Raw genomic sequence first — 21,399 nt, forward strand, 5'->3', positions numbered from 1 at the left:
CCTGGCTCGACTTCTACAACACTGGCCGCCGACACACTGCGCTCGGCGGCCAGCCACCGATCAGTCGACTGTCACCAACGTCATGACCGAGTACATCTAGGGCTCGGTGGTGTGGGTACGGCCCCCTTTCGGGGCGGTGGTGTGGGCCGGTGTCAGAAGGCGTGGGCCGCTGTTCTGCGGCCGCGGGTTGCTGTTCCGCCGTAGCAGGCGGGGCCCCGTAGGCCCTCCCGTCCGGTCGCGTCGGGGGGCTCGCGGAGGATGATGCCGCCCAGCAGGGCACCGGCCAGGCCGTCGCCCACGAGGCCGCCGTAGGGGTTTCCGTACGCCCGCACGTCCTGCTCGGCCAGGCGCCGGGCTTCCTCGGCGAGGGCGTGGGCGCGCTGGGCTGCGGGGGCGTTCCCGGGGGCGGCGCTGCCGCTGTCGGCGCCGGTGCCTGTGGTGTCTGTGCCTGTCTGGGCCAAGTGGCGTTCCGCTTCCGAGAGTCGGGTCCGGGCCGCTACGCCGACCGCCCCCCGATGTGTGGTGATGAAGTCGGACGCGGCGGCGACGGCGCTGCGGGCCGGGAGGAGGGGGCGGCCCTGGCGGCGGAGGACGTCGAGGGGGTCGTCGTAGGGGCCGGTGAGGGGATCGTCCTGTTGCGCGGTCGTGGCGGCCTCCGCCAGCTCGGCGGCGAGTCGTTCCACGCCGGTCACGAACACGTCCGCCTGGTCGATCGCGCCCTCGGCGGCGCGCAGGTGTACGGCCGCGGTGTGCAGGTCACCCGGATAGGCGGCCTGGCGGGCCCGGTTCAGCTCGGTCGTGGCGAAGACCAGGCGGTCCTTGGCCTGTTCGACGTGGCCGGTGACGGGGAGGGAGGCGGCCGGGGCGTAGCCGTCGCGGAGGGCCGTGAGGGTGGTGGCGGCGGTGGCTGTACGCCCCGTCAACTCGCGGAAGCGGGTCTCCGCGCACTCCAGGGCCGGGCTGATGTCCCTCTCCAGGGCGCGCAGTTGATCGAAGGCGGGCGTCGCCGTGTCGAGCCGCCGCTGTGCCGTCGTGCACCGGGTCAGGATCTCCTCCAGCAGCGCGCGTTCCTCGTCGGGCGACAGGACACCGGCCCCCTCGTCGAGCCGCAGCCCCGCCCGAAAGGCCCCCACCAACTCCCCCCGCGCGTCCTCCAACGCCTCCACGAACGGCATCACCGCGTCCCGCGCCGCGGGCGTCTCGGCGTACGGCTTGCCCGGGTCAAGCGCGACGGGCCTCGCGCCGGCCCCGCCCGCCGACTTCTCGACGGGCGGTTCGGCGGGGTCGTCCGCCGCCGGGTTCTCCGCGTGCGGCCCGGTCGGGTGCCGCGTGCCCCGCTTCTCGACGTGCGCGTCGGGCGCCACCGGTTCGTCGGCGGGCGGTTCGCTCGCGTCGGGGGCGGGCGGGTTGTCGGCGTGTGGTTCGGCCTCGTCGGGGACGGCCGGCTTCTCGGCGTGCCGCCCGGCGTCCTCCTCACTCGCCGGGCTCTCGCCCGAGGGCTCGGCATCGCCGTCGTCCGCTGGGCCCTGCGCGGGTGTCTCGGCGTCGTGGGGACCCGCCGGTTTCTCGGCGCGCGGCTCGGTGGGGTGCCGGTCGTGCGCCGCCGACGTTTCGGCGGGCCGTCCGTTCGCCTCGTCACTCGCCGGGCTCGTTGTACGCGGCTCGGTCGCCTCGGGGGCCGTCGGCCTCTCCGCGTGGCGTCCGGTCTCCGCACCGCCTGTCGGCCTCTCCGCGTGCGGCTCTTCGGTCCGGCGGCCTGCCCGGGCCGCCGCGAAGCGGAGTTCCTCGGCGCTCGTGCGCACGCTGTCGTCCGTGTCGACGAGCAGCCGCTCCGCCCGGCGGCGCAGGTCGGGCAGGGGGGCGACCGGCGGTTCGTAGGTGCCGGTCGGCGTCGTACGAAGCTGGATGCGGCGCCTGCGTCGTACGAGTGAGTACGCGGCGACGGCGGCTGCCGCACCCGCGGCGGCCACCGGCAGGATCAGATCAACCCCGGAGGCCTCGTCGTCCCCGGGGGCCGTTGAGTCGGCCCGAACCGCGGGCTGCCCGCCGACGACCGGAACCACCGGCACGCCCCGGTCGGCCGGACCGGCAAGCTGCCTGCCACCGACCGGCCCCAGACGCTGCCTGCCGACGGCCGGAGCCTCGGACTGCCCGACGACGGCCGGTTCCACGACCTGCCCGCCTACCAGGAGCCAGCCCGCGGCCGCCAGTACCCCGAACATGGCGTGGGCAAGGCGGGTGGCTATATGGGAGGGGGCGGTGGGCGACCGGGTGCTCCTCAGACGCGACGTCACGTTTGGGAGCGTATGGCGGGTGTTGCGCGGTCGCGAGCGGGAGGGGGCTCAGTGGGCGAGACGGAGGGTGGTGCCGGTGGCGGGGGCATGTCATGATCGCCTCGTCCGCGAGGGGGAGGCAGGACATGCTGACGAACATCGGGATCGGGTGCCTCGCGGCGGTGGTGGTCGCCACCGCCGTGTTCGGTGTCGCGGCGATCCGTACGGGGTGGCTGTTGCCGTGGCTGCGCCGCAGTACGCTCCGGCCGGCGCTGTGGGGCTGGGCCACGATCGTCGGCGGCGCGGGGCTGTGCCTGTGGTGCGTCGGCATGACGAACGACCGCGCGGACGTGTTCGGCCCGGCGGGCCTGGTCCTGATCGTCACGAACATGGTGCTGTCGTTCCTCGCGACCCGCCCCGGTCGCGTCACCACTCCGTGACGACCACGCGTCGGACCCTCAACTCCACCGACCCCACAGCCTCCAGCGGTTCCTCACCCCGCTGAGGAACGCCTCCTGATCTTCGAGCCCAGCCACACCAGCGGGTCGTACTTGCGGTCGACGGCACGCTCCTTCAGCGGGATCAGCGCGTTGTCGGTGATCTTGATGCCCTCGGGGCAGACCTCGGTGCAGCACTTGGTGATGTTGCAGTAGCCGAGGCCGTGGTCGTCCTGGGCGGCGGCCTTGCGGTCGAGGCCGGCGTCCTCGGCCGCGTCCAGGGGATGCATGTCCAGTTCCGCCACCCGCATCAGGAAGCGCGGACCCGCGAACGCCGGCTTGTTCTCCTCGTGGTCGCGGACGACATGGCAGGTGTCCTGGCACAGGAAGCACTCGATGCACTTGCGGAACTCCTGCGGACGGTCCACGTCCTCCTGCATCATCCGGTACTCGCCCGGGCCCACACCCTCCGGCGGCACGAAGGACGGGACCTCACGCGCCTTGGTGTAGTTGAACCCCACGTCCGTGACCAGGTCGCGGACCACCGGGAAGGCCCGCAGCGGAGTGACCGTGATCGTCTCGTCCCGCTCGAACACCGACATCCGGGTCATGCACATCAGCCGGGGACGCCCGTTGATCTCCGCCGAGCACGAACCGCACTTGCCCGCCTTGCAGTTCCAGCGGACGGCGAGGTCGGGGGCCTGGGTGGCCTGGAGGCGGTGGATGATGTCGAGGACCACCTCGCCCTCGTTGACCTCGACCTCGAAGTCCTCGAGTCCGCCACCCTTCACGTCGCCCCGCCACACCTTGAAGCGGGCCTCGTAGCCGCCGCTCATGACCGCGGCTCCTCGTAGCTGCTCACTCGTACAGCTCCTCTTCGGCGAGGTACTTGACCAGCTCCTCCTTGTCGAAGAGGGCGAGCAGGTCGGGACGGATGGGGTCGGTGGTCTCACGGCTGAGGGAGATCTGGCCGAGGACGGGGTCCGCGGCCGCCGGCCAGCCCGTCGGATCGGTGAGCCGGCAGAGCAGATTGATCCGGCGCCAGTCGCGGTCCATCGTCGGGTGGTCCTCACGGGTGTGGCCGCCACGGGACTCCGTGCGCTCCAGCGCGGCCCTCGCCACACACTCGCTGACCAGCAGCATGTTCCGCAGGTCCAGGGCGAGATGCCAGCCCGGGTTGAACTGCCGGTGGCCCTCGACACCCGCCCGGCGCGCCCGCACCCGCAGATCGGCCAGCTTCTCCAGCGCCTGCTCCATCTCGCCCTCGCGGCGGATGATGCCGACCAGGTCGTTCATGGCCTGCTGGAGTTCCTGGTGGAGGGTGTACGGGTTCTCCGGCGGGCGTCCCGTCTCGTCCTCGCCCGGGGCGGGGCCCTCCGCGGAGAAGGGCCGCAGCGCCTCGGCGGCGGCCGTGTCGACCTCGATGTCGTCCACCGGGGGACGTGCGCCGGCCAGGCCCGCCGCGTACTCGGCCGCGTGGAGCCCCGCCCGGCGGCCGAACACCAGCAGGTCGGAGAGGGAGTTGCCGCCCAGCCGGTTGGAGCCGTGCATCCCGCCGGCCACCTCACCGGCCGCGAACAGGCCCGGTACGCCGCGTGCCGCCGCCGTGTCCGACTCGACCGCGATGCCGCCCATCACGTAGTGACAGGTCGGCCCGACCTCCATCGCCTCCGCCGTGATGTCGACGTCCGCCAGCTCCTTGAACTGGTGGTACATGGACGGCAGTCGGCGACGGATGGTCTCCGCCGGCATCCGCGTGGACACGTCCAGGAACACCCCGCCGTGCGGGGAGCCCCGGCCCGCCTTCACCTCGGCGTTGATGGCCCGCGCCACCTCGTCACGGGGCAGCAGCTCGGGCGGACGGCGGTTGTGGTCCGGGTCCTCGTACCAGCGGTCGCCCTCCTCCTCGGACTCCGCGTACTTCTCCTTGAAGACGTCCGGGATGTAGTCGAACATGAACCGCTTGCCCTCGGAGTTCCTGAGCACCCCGCCGTCCCCGCGCACCGACTCCGTGACGAGGATGCCCTTCACCGACGGCGGCCAGACCATGCCCGTCGGGTGGAACTGCACGAACTCCATGTTCAGCAGCGGCGCCCCCGCGAGCAGCGCCAGCGCGTGCCCGTCGCCCGTGTATTCCCACGAGTTCGACGTCACCTTGAAGGACTTGCCAATGCCCCCGGTGGCGATCACGACGGCGGGCGCTTCGAGGACGAAGAAACGGCCCGACTCGCGCTCGTAGCCGAAGACGCCGCTCACCCGCGAGCCGTCTTTCAGGACCCTCGTGACCGTGCACTCCTGGAAGACCTTGAGCCGGGACTCGTAGTCCCCGGTCTCCTTGTGGTCCTCCTGCTGGAGCGCCACGATCTTCTGCTGGAGCGTGCGGATCAGTTCCAGACCCGTACGGTCACCGACATGCGCCAGGCGCGGATACTCGTGGCCGCCGAAGTTGCGCTGCGAGATGCGGCCGTCCTTCGTACGGTCGAACAGGGCGCCCCAGGTCTCCAGCTCCCACACCCGGTCAGGGGCCTCCTGCGCGTGCAGCTCGGCCATCCGCCACTGGTTGAGGAACTTGCCGCCGCGCATCGTGTCGCGGAAGTGGACCTGCCAGTTGTCGTTCGGGTTGGCGTTGCCCATGCTGGCCGCGATGCCGCCCTCGGCCATCACCGTGTGGGCCTTGCCGAACAGGGACTTGCAGATCACGGCCGTACGGGCGCCCCGCTCCCGGGCCTCGATCGCGGCGCGCAGCCCGGCGCCGCCCGCGCCGACCACGACGACGTCCCACTCCTGTCGTTCGACCACGGACATCAGAACAACCTCGGATCGTCGAAGGCGCCGGACGCGACCAGGTACACATAGAAGTCGGCGAGCGCCACGCTCACCAACGAGGCCCAGGCGAGCAGCATGTGCCGGGCGTTGAGCTTCCCGACCCACTGCCACATCCGGTAGCGCACGGGGTGCCGGGAGAAGTGCTTGAGCTTGCCGCCGACGATGTGCCGGCACGAGTGGCAGGAGATCGTGTACGCCCAGATCAGCACGATGTTGATCAGGAAGACGATCGTGCCGAGGCCCATGTGGCCCCACTCGTAGTTCTCGTCGCGGAAGGCGAGGACGGTGTCGTATGTCAGGATCCCGGCGACGACGATCGCGGCGTAGAAGAAGTACCGGTGGATGTTCTGCAGGATCAGCGGGAAGCGGGTCTCACCGGTGTACTTCCTGTGGGGCTCGGCCACCGCGCAGGCCGGCGGGGACGCCCAGAAGCCGCGGTAGTAGGCCTTGCGGTAGTAGTAGCAGGTCAGACGGAAACCGAGCGGGAAGATCAGGATGATGATCGCCGGTGAGATGCCCCACCAGGCGCCGAAGATCTCCCAGTTGGGGCCCGCGTGCATCGGCTCGCAGCGCTCCGCCAGACAGGGCGAGTAGAACGGCGAGACGTACGGGGCGGCGTAGTAGTGCGCGTCCGCGAAGGCCCGCCAGGTCGAGTACACGATGAAGGCCAGCAGACCGGCCGCCGTGGCGGCGGGGGCCAGCCACCAGCGGTCGGTCCGCAGATGCGGGGCGGCGATCGCGGCGCGCGTACCGGTGTGTACGCCGCCGCGTCCGGGATGGGGTTCTGTTGCTGGTGGTTCCGTACCAGTGGCCAACGTGGACTCCCGGTCGGGTGCTCAGGTCGTCGAGGTCTCGGACTGCCGGACGCTCGGGTTCAGGGGGCGCGGCGGTCGCGGGCGCCCAGGCCCTCGTCGTCGGAGTCCGTCCACAGCGAGTCGTCGTACGGGGTGTCGGGGATCGTGACGAGTTCGGGCCGTTTGGGGGCCGAGGAGCCGGCGGCCGTCTCACGCAGCAGCGCGACGCTCTCGCGCAGATGGGCGATGTCGGCGCGGACCCGGCGCATGTCGGGCCCGCCCCCGCCGATCTGCTGTTCCAGACGGCCCACCGACCGGTACAGGTCGTCGAGGCACCGCTGGACCGATGTCATTTCATCTTGCACGGACATGACTTGCCCTCACTTCCGCGGGTCGTGGAGGTCCGAGGCGGCAACGTTCATGCGCCTGCGAGTGTTGCGCGTCACACGTTGCGCTGTGAAGGGATGTGCATCGATTGGCGGATTGCATACCGCCCGTGCACGCCCGTACACGCTCGGAGTGCGCCGGGGGGCGGGTGCGGCGCGTTGCGCCGCACGGGTGGCTTTTCGCTCCCCGTCGCCGTGTCGCCGTCGGTCGGTCCGTCCCTTCCTCTTCAGTGTGTGGCCGTAGATGTGATCAACTCCATATGCACCCAAAAGTGATCATAAACCCCGTTCGCCGGCGGTGCGGCCCACCGGAGGTAGCAGAGATGTCCCACGACGGCGTCGGACTGCGCGCGCTCATGCGCTCGGTCGCCTTCCTGACCGCGGGCGCGCTCGCGGTGCCCCTGCTCTCCGCGTGCAGCGAAGAGGATCCGGCGGGCAGACCCGTCGCCGATCAGGACATCGCCCCGGCCTCCCGGGACCAGGTCGAGGACGGCGGCACGCTGCGCTGGGCGGTGGACGCCGTACCGGAGACGCTGAACACGTTCCAGGCGGACGCCGACCCGGCGACGGCACGGATCGCCGGCGCCGTACTGCCGTCGATGTACCGCCTCGACGCCAGTGGCCGTCCCGAGCTCAACCCCGAGTACGTGGAGTCGGCGAAGGTCGTCGAGCGTGAGCCGAAGCAGGTGGTGCTCTACAACCTCCACCAGGAGGCGGTGTGGAGCGACGGCCGGGAGATCGGCGCCGCCGACTTCGCCGCGCAGTGGCGGGCCCTGTCCGGCAAGGACTCCGCGTACTGGACGGCCAGGAACGCCGGCTACGAACGCATCGAGAAGATCGAGCGGGGCGACAACGACCTGGAGGTCCGGGTCACCTTCGCCCGCCCGTACGCCGACTGGAAGTCGCTGTTCTCGCCGCTGTACCCCAAGCAGGTGATGGGCACCCCCGACTCCTTCAACGACGGCGCCCGCAAGAAGCTCAAGGTCACCGCCGGGCCCTTCGCGCTGAAGGGCATCGACCGCAAGGAGGGCGAGGTCACCCTCGTCCGCAATCCCCGCTGGTGGGGCCGCACCGCCAAGCTCTCCGAGCTGGTCCTGCGCGCCGTACCGCGCGACAAGCGGGCCGAGGCGCTGGCCGGGAACCAGGTAGACATCGCCGAGATCGACTCCGCGCAGGCCGAGCGGATCACGGCGGCCTCCCGTGACGAGAAGAAGACGCAGGGCGCCGGGCCTCTCTCGCAGAGCGGTCCCCTCGCCGGGCAGGGCTCCCTCTCCCGGGGTGGTGAACTCGCTCACGGTCCCGGCTCCGAGCTGACGCCCGCGAAGTCGTTGCGGTCCTGGGCCATCGCGCACGGCTCGGACGAGGAGGCCGCGAAGGACGAGGTCAGCGTTCGCGCGAAGCGGCGCGCGGCCATCGTCGAGTACACCACCCAGCAGTCCGCCCTGCGCGGCTTCACCGTCCGCCGCTCCCTCGAACCCGCCTTCACCCAGCTCGCCCTCAACGGCTCCGAGGGCCCCCTCTCCGACGAGCGCGTCCGCCGCGCCGTGGCCCGCGCCATCGACCGCGAGGAACTCGCCGCGCTCGTCCTGAAACCCCTCGGTCTGCCCGCCGTCCCCGTCGGCAGCCACCTCGCCCTCGCCGGCCAGGCCGCCTACGCCGACAACAGCGGCGCGCTCGGCGGCCAGGACACCAAGGAGGCGCGGGCGCTGCTCGCCGACGCCGGCTGGGAGCAGGGCGGGCCGATGGCGGAGACCGGGCAGGGGAAGAAGGCGGCCGGGTCGGAAGGGACGAAGAAGCCGGAAGGGACGAAGACGCCGGAAGGAACGAAGAAGGAGGTCAAGGGACGCGAGGAGGGCGACTCGAAGGCTTCCGAGGACGCCAGCACGTACATCGTCGGCGAGGACAACAAGCCGTTCGAGAGCGACGACGAGGTGGGCGCCGCCGGCGGCACGCTCGGTGAGGCCGAGGCCGAGGCCGAGGCCGAGGCCGGGAGGGCCGGGAAGGGCAAGGGCCGCGACGACGGGAAGAAGGGTGAGGAGGGCGAACAGCTCGCTCAGGACGGCAAGCAGCACGCCCCCGGTGGCGTCGCGGGCGCGTACGCGCCGACGGGGACGCGGGCGCCCGCCGACGCCGCGCGGGCGCCGCTCGCCAAGAACGGCAAGTCGCTGACGCTGAGATTCGTGCTGCCGTCGGGGAACGGCACGGAATCGCTGCGGCGGGTCGGTCACCGGATCGCGATGATGCTGGAGCGCGTCGGAATCGGTACGGAGATCTCCGAGGTCGCCGACGAGAGCTACTTCAAGGACCACATCGCGAACGGGCAGTACGACCTCGCGCTGTACTCCTGGCCGGCCTCCGCCTTCCCCGCCACCGACGCCCGGCCGATCTACGCCAAGCCGGTCCCGGCGGCCGACGGCTCGCTGAGCGTCGAGCAGAACTACACGCGCGTCGGCACGAACCAGGTCGACCAACTCTTCGACCGGGCGGTGTCCACGCTCGACGAGTCCGAGACCCGCTCCCTGATCCGCAAGGCGGACGCCCGCATCTGGGCCGCCGCCGCGTCCATCCCCCTCTACCAGCGGCCCCAGCTCGTCGCCGCCCGCACCACCCTCGCGAACGCCGGAGCCTTCGGCTTCCAGACCCCCGTCCACGAGGACATGGGCTTCCTGAAGAAGGGCGCGAAGGGACCGGCGCGGCCCTCGGAAAAGTAGGGGTCACCCTCCCTGAGCTGGGGCCGGCCCGGTCTGAGCTGGGCCGGAGCAGCCCGGGGAGCCCTTGCCGCGGCGGCCCCGTACCATGGGGTGAGGCCGTGGCGTGTCCAGCCCGGCAGGGTCCGCGTGACGAGAGACATACGCGAGGGCCGTCCACACACCCCGGGAGATTCGCCGCACTATGGCCACGCGCCACGACATTCGCAATGTCGCCATCGTCGCTCACGTAGACCACGGCAAGACCACCATCGTCGACGGCATGCTGAAGCAGGCCGGTGCCTTCGCCGCCCACCAGCTCGACTCCGTCGACGACCGCATGATGGACTCGAACGACCTGGAGCGTGAGAAGGGCATCACGATCCTGGCCAAGAACACGGCGGTGAAGTACCACCCGAAGGACGGGGGGGACGTCATCACCATCAACATCATCGACACCCCCGGCCACGCCGACTTCGGTGGCGAGGTCGAGCGCGGTCTGTCGATGGTCGACGGTGTCGTCCTGCTCGTCGACGCCTCCGAGGGCCCGCTGCCGCAGACCAGGTTCGTGCTGCGCAAGGCGCTGCAGGCCCGGCTGCCCGTCATCCTCTGCATCAACAAGACGGACCGCCCCGACGCCCGGATCGACGAGGTCGTCAACGAGACGTACGACCTCTTCCTCGACCTGGACGCCGACGAGGACCAGATCGAGTTCCCCATCGTCTACGCGTGTGGGCGCGATGGTGTCGCGTCCCTCACCAAGCCCGACAACGGCACGGTCCCGACCGACTCCACCAGCCTGGAGCCGTTCTTCTCGACCATCCTGGAGCACATCCCGGCGCCGACGTACGACGAGACGGCCCCGCTCCAGGCGCACGTCACCAACCTGGACGCCGACAACTTCCTCGGCCGTATCGCGCTGCTGCGGGTGCAGCAGGGCGAGCTGAAGAAGGGCCAGACGGTCGCGTGGATGAAGCGCGACGGCTCCGTCGCCAACGTCCGCATCAGCGAACTGATGATGACCGAGGCGCTCACCCGCAAGCCCGCCGAGAAGGCCGGCCCGGGTGACATCTGCGCCGTCGCCGGTATCCCCGACATCATGATCGGCGAGACGCTGGCCGACCCGGAGAACCCGATCGCACTGCCGCTGATCACGGTGGACGAGCCGGCGATCTCCATGGTCATCGGTACGAACACCTCGCCGCTGGTGGGCCGCGGCGGCACCGGCAAGGGCGCCGACGCCAAGGCGGCCGTGAAGGACCGCAAGGTCACCGCCCGCCAGGTCAAGGACCGCCTCGACCGCGAGCTGGTCGGTAACGTCAGCCTCCGGGTCCTGGAGACCGAGCGTCCCGACGCCTGGGAGGTGCAGGGCCGTGGTGAGCTGGCGCTGGCCATTCTGGTCGAGCAGATGCGCCGCGAGGGCTTCGAGCTGACCATCGGCAAGCCCCAGGTGGTCACCAAGGAGATCGACGGCAAGGTCTACGAGCCGGTCGAGCGCATGACGATCGACGTGCCCGAGGAGCACATGGGCGCGGTCACGCAGCTCATGGGTGTCCGCAAGGGCCGGATGGACAACATGTCCAACCACGGCTCGGGCTGGGTCCGTATGGAGTTCGTGGTGCCGTCCCGCGGTCTCATCGGCTTCCGTACCGAGTTCCTCACGCAGACGCGCGGCACGGGCATCGGGCACTCCATCCACGAGGGCTTCGAGCCCTGGTTCGGCGCGCTGCAGACCCGTAACAACGGTTCCCTGGTCGCCGACCGCTCCGGCGCCGTCACCGCGTTCGCGATGACGAACCTGCAGGAGCGCGGTGTGCTCTTCGTGGAGCCTGGCACCGAGGTGTACGAGGGCATGATCGTCGGCGAGAACTCGCGCTCCGACGACATGGACGTCAACATCACCAAGGAGAAGAAGCTGACGAACATGCGGTCCTCGACCGCTGACGTCGCCGAGTCGATCGTCCCGCCGCGCAAGCTGTCGCTTGAGCAGTCCCTGGAGTTCTGCCGCGACGACGAGTGCGTCGAGGTGACCCCGGAGGCCGTACGCATCCGCAAGGTCAACCTGGACGCGCGGGAACGCGCGCGTGCCGCGAGCCGCGCCAAGCACGGCTGACGTTCCGGGGCCTTGGTCCGGGACCCCCGAGTTCCCAGGGGACCCGGACCAAGGCGTGCGGGCGGGCGGTGCCCCGACGTCCGGTGGCGGCATGCCGCGTGCCGGACGTACGACGCTACGCGTGTAGAATGGCTGGGTCGCACTACGCGCCGGCGCGCCTGTCGAGTCTTCTGTCGGAGCGTCAAGTCCCGGTTCCCCGGCCTGTGGAGGGTCGGGCTTCAGGCGTATCCGCGTACAGGGGAGGTCTCGTGGGGATGCTGAGGATCCCGGGGAGGTTGCGAAGGGCGCGCAAGGGAGGCTGGACTTCCGGCCGGGACCCTTCGTTGACTATCCGTGAGCTGTGAAGCACTGTTCGGATATCGGTGATCCAGCGATCAAGTTTCGGACATGTAAACAAAAATCGCTCCGCGTATGTCCGTTTCGCCGGTTTGCCGTCCCGCCTGTCAAGCGCGCGCAGGTGTCAATCTTTGCAATTTTTGCTCAAAATATGGACGGTAGGGAGATCCCTATGCCTTCCGCCCTTGACGCGCGTTGACCCGTTTGGCGAAAGTTCCCCCAAACCACAGAACCTGCCGGTATCTGTGCTGCGCTCAACTCTCCAACCCCCCGGGGGAAGAACAGACATGACCAGTCCAACCAAGGCCGAGGGCTCCGGGTCCGCGGTCGCCTTGGACCCCGAGCTCGAGACGACCGCCGAGGTCGCCAAGGGTGAGAAGAAGCTTGAGGGTCGTTCCCCCGGGCAGTTGATGTGGCAACGGTTCAAGCGGGACCGTACGGGAGTCATCTCCGCGTGCGTAGTGATTTTCTTCTTCGTGATCGCCGCGCTCGCGCCGGTCATCTCGAGCCTGTACGGCAAGGACCCCTACACGCTCTACGCGCAGGAGCCCGACTACCCGTTCCTGCTCGACGACTTCGCGATGCCCACCGGTTCCTTCGGTGGCATGTCGGGTGACTTCTGGTTCGGTGTCGAGCCGAAGCTGGGCCGCGACGTGTTCACGATGCTGCTGTACGGCATGCGGACCTCGCTGTACATGGCGGTCATCGTCACCCTGTTCAGCGTGACCACCGGTGTCCTCATCGGCATGATCGGCGGCTACTTCGGCGGTCGTGTCGACTACTGGGTGGGCCGGATCACCGACTTCTTCCTCGGCTTCCCCCAGCAGCTGTTCTTCATCGCCTTCATGCCCGTCGTCACCGCGCTCTTCGTCGACCCGCGCGACGAGACGCCGACCTACCTGCGGGCCGTGGCCATCGTCCTGGTGATGTGGTTCCTCGGCTGGATGAGCCTCGCCCGACTGGTGCGCAGCTCGGTGCTCTCGCTGCGTGAGCGCGAGTTCGTGGAGGCGGCCAAGGTGTCCGGGGCCTCGCCCTGGCGCATCGTCCGCAAGGAGATCCTGCCGAACATCGTCACCCCGATCCTGGTGCAGGGCACGTACATCCTGCCCAGCACGATCCTCTCCATCGCCTTCCTCTCGTTCGTCGGCGTCGGCTTCACCGAGCCCACTCCCGACTGGGGCCGCATGTTCGCCGTCGGCGCCGAGGTCTACGAGCAGGACCCGATGTTCATGTTCTTCCCGGGCGTGGCGATGGTCGTCTTCGTGCTCTGCTTCAACCTTCTCGGCGACTCCGTCCGGGACGCATTCGACCCCAAGACCGGACGGTAATCGTCCATTGGTGGGTGGGGGGACTGCCGCCCCCGACCCGGGTTCTCCCGGGCCGTCAGGCAGTACTCGTGGACAACTATCGACAGGTAGGTGCATAGGCATCATGAAGCCCATCAGAAACCGCACCACGCGCGCCGTGGCCGTCGCCCTCGTGGCCGGCTCGCTCGCGCTGGCCGGCTGCTCGGACAACGGCAAGAGCAACACGAAGGACACCTCCAAGAGCAAGGAGGACGCCGCCGAGCAGTCGAAGCCTGTCGCCTACGGTGACGCCGCGGCGTCCACCGGCCCGGCCGAGGAGGTCAAGGGCGCCAAGTCCGGCGGTGTCATCAACGTCTACCAGCAGTCGGACATCACGCACCTGGACCCGGGTCAGATCTACGTCTCCGACGCCGGTCAGCTCTCCAACCTGATCCACCGCGGGCTGACGAACTACCAGGAGGACGAGAAGGGCAACCTGACGGTCGTCGGTGACATCGCCACCGACTCCGGCCAGTCCTCCGACGGCGGCAAGACCTGGACGTACAAGCTCAAGGACGGCATCAAGGACGAGGACGGCAACGCCATCACCTCGGCCGACGTCCGCCACACCATCGAGCGCCAGTACGCCAAGTTCATCTTCGACGGCCCGACGTACATCCAGAGCTGGCTGTCGGGCTCCGACTACCGCAAGGCGCTGCCGGACGGCCCGTTCAAGGGCAAGCACCTGCCGGACTCGGTCCTGGAGACCCCGGACGACAAGACGGTCGTCTTCCACTTCGACCAGCCGCGCCCGGACCTCCCGCAGGCCCTCGCCATGGCCGGTTACGCCATCGTGCCCGAGAAGCAGGACACGAAGGAGAAGTACGACAAGGCGCCGGCCTCCCTCGGCCCGTACAAGATCTCCGAGCTCAAGGCCGGCAAGTCGCTGACGCTGGTCAAGAACGACCAGTGGGACCCGAAGACGGACGCGGTGCGCCACCAGTACGTCGACGGCTTCAACTTCACCAACACCATCGACCAGGCCAGCCAGACCAAGCGTCTGATCGCCGACCAGGGCGAGGCCAAGAACGCCATGCAGTTCACGGACTCCGTGGACCCGGCGCAGATGTCGACGGTCATCTCCAACCCGGAGACCAAGAAGCGCACGATCCAGGGCTACCAGCCCTACGTGTGGCAGCTGACCTTCAACCTCGACGCCGCCGCCGTCAAGGACAAGAAGGTCCGCGACGCGATCACCTACGCGATCCCGTCCCAGGCCATGGTCCAGGCCGACGGTGGCCGCTACGGCGGTGAGGTCGCCGGTGGTCTGATGGCGCCGACCCTGCCGGGCTACGACGCGTCCTATGACCCGTTCGGCAAGACCAAGAAGCCCAACGGTGACCTGGACAAGGCCAAGGAGCTGCTGAAGGAGGCGGGCGTCAAGGAGGGCACCAAGCTCAGCTATGCCTACTCCAACACCCCGCGCGGCCAGGCCCAGCAGGTGATCATCAAGGACGCGCTGGGCAAGCTCGGCTTCGACGTCCAGGCCAAGGAGATCGACCGGGCCAGCTACTACGAGCAGATCGGCAAGCTGGACAACCCGTACGACATCTACATGACCGGCTGGGGCCAGGACTGGTCCTCCCCGTCCACGGTCATCACCCCGGTCTACGACGGCACGCTGGTCGCCGACGGTGGCTCGAACTACTCCCACATCAAGGACACCAAGGTCGACGCGCTGATCAAGAAGGCGCTGACCGAGGAGCCCGAGGCCGCCGCCAAGACGTGGGAAGAGGCTCACCACCGCATCGTGGAGGAGATCAACCCGGCCGCCCCGGTCTACTACTCGAAGCAGATCCAGCTCTTCGGATCGAACATCGGTGGTGCCCGGTACAGCACGGAGTCGAGCTACATCGACATCAACGACGTGTTCCTGAAGCAGCCGTAATCCGTCAGTCCGGCCAGTCAGGTCAGTCCGGCTGATCCGCGGGGGTGTGCGCCAGGCGGAGCGCACCCCCGCGGTCGGTTCCACCCCCTCCGACCGCCGCGTTTTCGAAGAGAGCATCCACCCGCCATGCTTCAGTTCCTCATCCGCAGGCTGATCGGCGCTGTCGTCATCATGTTCCTGATCGGCGCCTTCACGTTCTTCCTGTTCTATACGATCCCCCAAGACTTCGCGCAGCTGTCCTGCGGCAAGAACTGCTCCCCCGAGAACATCGCGGTCATCAGAGAGAACCTCGGCCTCGACAAGCCCATCACCACGCAGTTCTGGGAGTTCATGTCCGGCATCGTGGTCGGCCGTGACTTCGCGGTGGGGCACTGCTCCGCTCCGTGCCTGGGCATGTCCTTCCAGTCCGGCGACTTCGTCTGGGACTCCATCGTCGACAGCTTCCCGCTCACCCTGTCGCTGACCATCGGCGGTCTGGTCATCTTCCTGGTGCTGGGTCTCGGCGCCGGTCTGCTCGCCGCCTGGAAGCGCGGCACCGCCGTGGACAAGGCCGTCAGCGGCGCCTCGATGGTGCTCAGCTCGTTCCAGATCTACTTCCTCGGCCCGATCGTCCTCGGCCTCCTCGTCTACAGCACCGGCTGGATGGAGAGTCCCAAGTATGTGCCGATCACCGAGGACCCGGTGGGCTGGTTCATGGGCCTGTTGATCCCCTGGGCGGTCATGGCCACCATCTTCACCGCCCAGTACACGCGTATGGCCCGCTCGACCATGATCGAGCAGCTCTCGGAGGAACACGTCCGTACGGCCCGCGCGAAGGGCATGAAGCAGCGGTACGTATTCTTCCGTTATGCCTGGCGGGGTTCACTCATCCCGATCGTCACCATCATCGGCATGGACCTGAGCGCGCTGCTCTCCGGCGCGGTCGTCACGGAGTACACCTTCGACCTGGCCGGCATCGGGCGTCTCGCGGTCGAGTCCTCGGTCGGCAAGGACATTCCGCTGACGATGGGCGTGATGCTGTTCGGCGCGTTCTTCATCCTGATGCTGAACATCATCGTGGACATCGCCTACGCCTACATCGACCCGCGCGTGCGCCTCAGCTAGGAGAAATACCGTGACCACTCTGACCAAGACCGAAGGTGAGAAGGCCCCGACCGGGCCGGAGGCCTTCCTCTCGGTCCGCGACCTGCGGGTGCGGTTCTCCACCGAGGACGGCATAGTCAAGGCCGTCGACGGGCTCTCCTTCGACGTCGAGCGCGGCAAGACGCTGGGCATCGTGGGCGAGTCGGGCTCCGGCAAGTCCGTGACCAACCTGACCGTCCTCGGCCTGCACAACCCCAAGACCACCACCGTCGAGGGCGAGATCGTCCTCGACGGCAAGGAACTCGTCACCGCCAAGGAGAAGGAGCTGGAGCAGCTCCGCGGCAACAAGGTGGCGATGATCTTCCAGGACCCGCTGACGGCGCTCTCGCCGTACTACACGGTGGGCCGGCAGATCGCCGAGCCGTTCATGAAGCACACCGGCGCCTCCAAGAAGGAGGCCCGGCAGCGGGCGATCGAGATGCTGGCCAAGGTCGGCATCCCGCAGCCGCAGACCCGTGTGGACGACTACCCGCACCAGTTCTCCGGCGGTATGCGCCAGCGCGCCATGATCGCCATGGCGCTGGTCTGCGACCCCGACCTGCTGATCGCCGACGAGCCGACCACCGCGCTCGACGTGACCGTGCAGGCGCAGATCCTCGACCTGCTCAAGGACCTCCAGCAGGAGTTCGGCTCCGCGATCATCTTCATCACCCACGACCTCGGCGTCATCTCCGACATGGCCGACGACCTGCTGGTGATGTACTCGGGCCGGGCCGTGGAGCGCGGCAGCGTCCGTGAGGTGCTGCGCACCCCCAAGCACCCCTACACCTGGGGCCTGCTCAGCTCGATGCCCCGCCTCGGCGGCGACACCGGCCAGGCGCTCACCCCGATCCCCGGCTCCCCGCCCAGCCTGCTCAACCCGCCCACCGGCTGCCCGTTCCACCCGCGCTGCGCGTTCACCGGTGAGGTCACCGGCAACCGGTGCAGCACGGAGCGGCCGCCGCTCGGCGAGGGGCGCGCCTCTGCCTGCCACCTGACGGCGGAGCAGAAGCAGACCATCTTCATCGACAAGATCCAGCCCCGGCTGCGCTAGGGAGAACCGAGATCATGAGCGACAACCTCACCCTCCCCGCACAGCAGGGCTCCACGGACACCGCGGCCGAAACGCTGCTCAGGGTCGAGGGCCTGACGAAACACTTCCCCATCTACGGCGGCTTCCCGATCAAACGCAAGGTCGGTGCCGTGCAGGCGGTGGACGGCATCGACCTGACCGTCGGGGTCGGCGAGAGCGTCGGTCTGGTCGGTGAGTCGGGCTGCGGCAAGTCGACCACCGGGCGGCTGATCACCCGTCTGATGGAGCCCACCGGCGGGAAGATCACCTACAAGGACCAGGACATCACGCACGCCTCGCGCAAGCAGCTGGCGCCCGTGCGGTCCGAGATCCAGATGATCTTCCAGGACCCGTACTCCTCGCTGAACCCTCGGCAGACGGTCGGCACGATCATCAAGTCACCGATGGAGGTCAACGGGATCAACCCCGAGGGCGGCCGGGAGAAGAAGGTCCGCGAGCTGCTGGAGCTGGTCGGCCTCAACCCCGAGCACTACAACCGCTTCCCGCACGAGTTCTCCGGCGGTCAGCGTCAGCGCATCGGTGTCGCCCGCGCGCTCGCCCTGAACCCGAAGCTGATCGTCGCGGACGAGCCGGTCTCGGCGCTGGACGTGTCGATCCAGGCGCAGGTCGTCAACCTGCTCCAGAAGGTCCAGGACGAGCTGGGCATCGCGTTCCTCTTCATCGCCCACGACCTCGCCATCGTCCGGCACTTCTCCAAGCGCGTCGCGGTCATGTACCTGGGCAAGATCGTCGAGGTCGCCGACCGGGACTCGCTCTACAACCGGCCCCGCCACCCGTACACCCACGCGCTCCTCTCGGCGGTGCCGGAGGTCGCGATCGACGACGAGGTCGAGGTGAAGGAGCGGATCCGGCTCGCCGGTGACGTGCCCTCGCCGATCTCGCCGCCGTCCGGCTGCCGCTTCCGCACCCGCTGCTGGAAGGCGCAGGACAAGTGCGCGAGCGAGGAGCCGCCGCTGGTCCAGCTCTCCGGCAACCTGGCCGGCCACCTGACGGCCTGCCACTTCCCGGAGGACCCGACGACCGAGGCCCGCGCCGAGGACGTCGTCCTGGACCCCGCGCTCAAGGCGCTGGAGGACAGCGCGCCGAGGGAGTCCGACGCGAAGGGCACGAAGGACTGAGATCACGAAGGACTGACCTGATCGGGTCTTTCAGGGCTCGTCGTACGACGGTGATGATCCCGGTAACGGGGGCCATCACCGCTGTGCGACGGGCCCTGCTTCGTGGATGAACGCTTTCGACGGGGGCGCGCGGACATATGGGGTCGGGACGGCTGATCGACGACCGTACGGTGGCCGCCGTTCTCTTCGACGTGGACGGCGTGCCGACCGACACCGCCGGTGCGCACGGCCGGGTCCGGCGGCGGGAGGACAACCTGCGGTCGTCGGCGCCGGAGCGTGACCCGGACGAGGAACACCGGTCCCTGGACCGGCTGATGGCGGCCGGGAAACCCGGGTTCCGAGCCTTCGACGGGGTCGCCGGACCGCCGCGCGCCCTGCCGCCGGGCCGCTGGGCCGTCGTCACCTCCAGCCGCGCCGAGCCGACCGCCGCCCGGCTCGCCCGTACGGGGCCGGTCGTGCCCGAGGTGCGGGTCCGCGCCGAGGACGTCTCCGAGGGCGGGCCGTCGCCCGAGGGCTGTCTGATCGCCGCCGCTCGCCCGGGCGCCGACCCGGCCCGCTGCCTGGTCGTCGAGGACGCGCCGGCGGGCATGGCGGCGGGACTCGCGGCCGGCTGCACGGTGTACGCGGTGGCCTCCACACACCGGCCGGACGAACTCCGGGACGCGCACGCGTGTTTCGGGTCGGCCGCGGAGGCGGCGGGGGCGATCCTGCACTGCACGGAAGACGCACAGCACACACCACCGACACATCGCGACGGAGACACCAGTTGAGCCTCACACCCGCCACCATCCACAACATCACGATCGACTGCACCGGCGACCCGTACGACCTCGGCCTCTTCTGGAGCGAACTCCTCGGCCGGCCCCTGGCCGACGACGACAAGCCCGGTGACCCGGAGGCCATCATCGAGGACCCGGCCGGTGGCCCGAGGCTGCTCTTCATCCGCGTCCCCGAGGCCAAGTCGGTCAAGAACCGGGTACACCTCGACCTGCGACCCCAGGGCCGCACCCGCGCCGAGGAGGTCGAGCGCGCCCTCGGGCTGGGCGCCCGTGTGATCGCCGACCACACCCGCCCCGACGGCGGCGGCTGGGTCCTCATGGCCGACCCCGAGGGCAACGAGTTCTGCGTGGAGCGGGGGGAGCTGGGCTGACCCTGGGGTGCGGCCAGTGGCGAGTAATCCCCACTCGCCCGCACCCGAACAGGCACCCGAACCCGAGCACACACCCCAACCCGAGCACACACCCATACGGCCCTCCAGATGTGCACTTTGCGTGTTATGCGCCGATATTGTCCGGTAACAAGAACATCGCGCATGTACGACGAGGAGGCACTCCATGCGTGGAGCCACGCACGCCCGATGGGTCGCCGGTGCGGCGGCGGTCGCCCTCGCCGTGACCGCCTGCGGGGGCGGGGACGACGACGGCGGTGGCGGCGCCGGTGACACCGGAGCGGTGCTCAGCTCCTCGTGGGGGGACCCGCAGAACCCGCTGGAGCCGGCCAACACCAACGAGGTGCAGGGCGGCAAGGTGCTCGACATGATCTTCCGCGGGCTGAAGCGGTACGACCCCAAGACCGGTGAGGCGAAGGACATGCTCGCCGAGGAGATCGAGACGACCGACTCGCAGAACTTCACCATCACCATCAAGGACGGCTGGACCTTCCAGAACGGCGAGAAGGTCACCGCCAAGTCCTTCGTGGACGCCTGGAACTACGGGGCGAGTCTGAAGAACAACCAGCGCAACGCGTACTTCTTCGAGTACATCGAGGGCTACGACAAGACGCACCCGGCCGACGGCGGCGAGCAGACCGCCGAGACCCTATCCGGGCTGAAGGTCGTCGACGACGCCACCTTCACGGTCAAGCTCACCCAGAAGTTCTCGACCTTCCCCGACACCCTCGGCTACAACGCCTACGCCCCGCTGCCGCAGTCGTTCTTCACCGACCACGACGCCTGGCTGAGCAAGCCCGTCGGCAACGGCCCGTACGCCGTGGAGTCGTACACCAAGGGCGCCCAGCTGTCGGTGCGCAAGTGGGACGACTACCCCGGTGAGGACAAGGCGCAGAACGGCGGCGTGGACCTGAAGGTCTACACCGACAACAACACCGCCTACACCGACCTGATGGCCGGGAACCTCGACCTCGTCGACGACGTCCCCGCCGCCCAGCTGAAGAACGTCGAGGCCGACCTCGGCGACCGGTACATCAACACCCCGGCCGGCATCATCCAGACGCTCGCCTTCCCCTACTACGACAGGAACTGGGGCAAGGACGGAATGGAGAAGGTCCGCGAGGGCCTGTCCCGGGCGATCGACCGTGACCAGATCACCGAGACCATCTTCCAGGGGACCCGCACCCCCGCCACCGACTGGACCTCCCCCGTCCTCGGCGAGGAGGGCGGCTACAAGAAGGGTCTGTGCGGTGACGCCTGCGAGCACGATCCGGACGCGGCCAAGAAGCTGATCCAGGAGGGCGGCGGCCTCCCCGGCGGCCAGGTCAGGATCACGTACAACGCGGACACCGGCTCCCACAAGCAGTGGGTCGACGCCGTCTGCAACTCCATCAACAACGCCCTCGACAACGACAAGGCGTGCGTCGGTAACCCGGTCGGTACCTTCGCCGACTTCCGCAACCAGATCACCGACCGGAAGATGAGCGGCCCGTTCCGCGCCGGCTGGCAGATGGACTATCCGCTCATCCAGAACTTCCTCCAGCCGCTCTACTACACCAACGCCTCCTCCAACGACGGCAAGTGGTCCAACGCCGAGTTCGACAAGCTCGTCGACGAGGCCAACGCCGAGTCCGACACGGCGAAGGCCGTGGAGACGTTCCAGAAGGCCGAGGAGGTCGTCCGGGACAACATGGCCGCCATCCCGCTCTGGTACCAGAACGGCAGCGCGGGCTACTCCGAGCGGCTCTCCGACGTGTCCCTGAACCCGTTCAGCGTGCCGGTGTACGACCAGATCAAGGTCAGCTGACCTCC

16 protein-coding genes are annotated in these 21,399 nt (G+C 69.1%); 11 read left to right on the forward strand and 5 right to left on the reverse strand.

Going from position 1 to position 21,399, the window contains the following annotated elements:
* Nucleotides 1–152: 152 nt before the first annotated feature.
* Entirely contained in the window at nt 153–2,294 is a 2,142-nt protein-coding gene (locus ACWD26_RS11265; RefSeq protein ID WP_451268590.1) for a hypothetical protein, read from the reverse strand.
* A 125-nt stretch (nt 2,295–2,419) separates the two neighbouring features.
* Between ACWD26_RS11265 and ACWD26_RS11270 the strand changes: the two genes are divergently transcribed.
* Entirely contained in the window at nt 2,420–2,713 is a 294-nt protein-coding gene (locus tag ACWD26_RS11270; RefSeq protein WP_451268592.1) for a hypothetical protein, read from the forward strand.
* Nucleotides 2,714–2,766: 53 nt separating this feature from the next.
* Here the strand turns inward: ACWD26_RS11270 and ACWD26_RS11275 are convergent, their stop codons facing one another.
* From ACWD26_RS11275 to ACWD26_RS11290, 4 genes are read right to left on the reverse strand one after another with little or no spacing between them, the layout of a single operon-like run.
* The gene (locus ACWD26_RS11275) at nt 2,767–3,546 is read right to left on the reverse strand and encodes a succinate dehydrogenase/fumarate reductase iron-sulfur subunit (protein WP_451268594.1); all 780 of its coding nucleotides are present in this window, start codon (nt 3,544–3,546) and stop codon (nt 2,767–2,769) included.
* Between the two features lie 22 nt (nt 3,547–3,568).
* A complete protein-coding gene (locus ACWD26_RS11280; RefSeq protein WP_451268596.1) occupies nt 3,569–5,515 on the reverse strand; it encodes a fumarate reductase/succinate dehydrogenase flavoprotein subunit in 1,947 nt (648 codons plus the stop codon).
* Nucleotides 5,515–6,351, reverse strand: coding sequence for a hypothetical protein (locus ACWD26_RS11285; protein ID WP_451268598.1), 837 nt, complete (start codon nt 6,349–6,351; stop codon nt 5,515–5,517). The genes ACWD26_RS11280 and ACWD26_RS11285 overlap by 1 nt, the downstream gene beginning before the upstream one ends.
* A gap of 59 nt (nt 6,352–6,410) precedes the next feature.
* Nucleotides 6,411–6,701 carry a hypothetical protein gene (locus tag ACWD26_RS11290; RefSeq protein WP_451268600.1) on the reverse strand — a complete coding sequence of 97 codons (291 nt, stop codon included), beginning with the start codon at nt 6,699–6,701 and terminating at the stop codon, nt 6,411–6,413.
* 338 nt (nt 6,702–7,039) lie between these two features.
* Here ACWD26_RS11290 and ACWD26_RS11295 point away from each other — a divergent pair, with 338 nt between their 5' ends.
* The 10 genes from ACWD26_RS11295 (at nt 7,040) to ACWD26_RS11340 (ending at nt 21,394) form a co-directional block, all read left to right on the forward strand.
* Nucleotides 7,040–9,427 (forward strand): ABC transporter family substrate-binding protein, encoded by a 2,388-nt coding sequence (locus tag ACWD26_RS11295; protein WP_451268602.1) that lies wholly within the window; start codon nt 7,040–7,042, stop codon nt 9,425–9,427.
* Nucleotides 9,428–9,608: 181 nt separating this feature from the next.
* Nucleotides 9,609–11,516, forward strand: a complete 1,908-nt coding sequence (gene typA, locus ACWD26_RS11300) for a translational GTPase TypA (protein ID WP_451268604.1) — start codon at nt 9,609–9,611, stop codon at nt 11,514–11,516.
* 623 nt (nt 11,517–12,139) lie between these two features.
* Complete coding sequence (locus tag ACWD26_RS11305; RefSeq protein WP_451268606.1) at nt 12,140–13,180, forward strand: ABC transporter permease; 1,041 nt, start codon at nt 12,140–12,142, stop codon at nt 13,178–13,180.
* 103 nt (nt 13,181–13,283) lie between these two features.
* Complete coding sequence (locus ACWD26_RS11310; protein ID WP_451268608.1) at nt 13,284–15,086, forward strand: ABC transporter substrate-binding protein; 1,803 nt, start codon at nt 13,284–13,286, stop codon at nt 15,084–15,086.
* A 126-nt stretch (nt 15,087–15,212) separates the two neighbouring features.
* Complete coding sequence (locus ACWD26_RS11315) at nt 15,213–16,190, forward strand: ABC transporter permease (protein WP_451268610.1); 978 nt, start codon at nt 15,213–15,215, stop codon at nt 16,188–16,190.
* A 10-nt stretch (nt 16,191–16,200) separates the two neighbouring features.
* Nucleotides 16,201–17,262 (forward strand): ABC transporter ATP-binding protein, encoded by a 1,062-nt coding sequence (locus tag ACWD26_RS11320; RefSeq protein ID WP_451268612.1) that lies wholly within the window; start codon nt 16,201–16,203, stop codon nt 17,260–17,262.
* A 14-nt stretch (nt 17,263–17,276) separates the two neighbouring features.
* Entirely contained in the window at nt 17,277–18,419 is a 1,143-nt protein-coding gene (locus ACWD26_RS11325; RefSeq protein ID WP_451268614.1) for an ABC transporter ATP-binding protein, read from the forward strand.
* A gap of 137 nt (nt 18,420–18,556) precedes the next feature.
* Nucleotides 18,557–19,189, forward strand: a complete 633-nt coding sequence (locus ACWD26_RS11330; protein WP_451268616.1) for an HAD-IA family hydrolase — start codon at nt 18,557–18,559, stop codon at nt 19,187–19,189.
* A complete protein-coding gene (locus ACWD26_RS11335; RefSeq protein ID WP_451268618.1) occupies nt 19,186–19,569 on the forward strand; it encodes a VOC family protein in 384 nt (127 codons plus the stop codon). The genes ACWD26_RS11330 and ACWD26_RS11335 overlap by 4 nt, the downstream gene beginning before the upstream one ends.
* A gap of 184 nt (nt 19,570–19,753) precedes the next feature.
* Nucleotides 19,754–21,394: a peptide ABC transporter substrate-binding protein gene (locus ACWD26_RS11340; RefSeq protein WP_451268620.1), complete on the forward strand. Its 1,641-nt coding sequence runs from the start codon at nt 19,754–19,756 to the stop codon at nt 21,392–21,394.
* Nucleotides 21,395–21,399: the final 5 nt, after the last annotated feature.

Source organism: Streptomyces sp. NPDC002787, assembly GCF_053592095.1.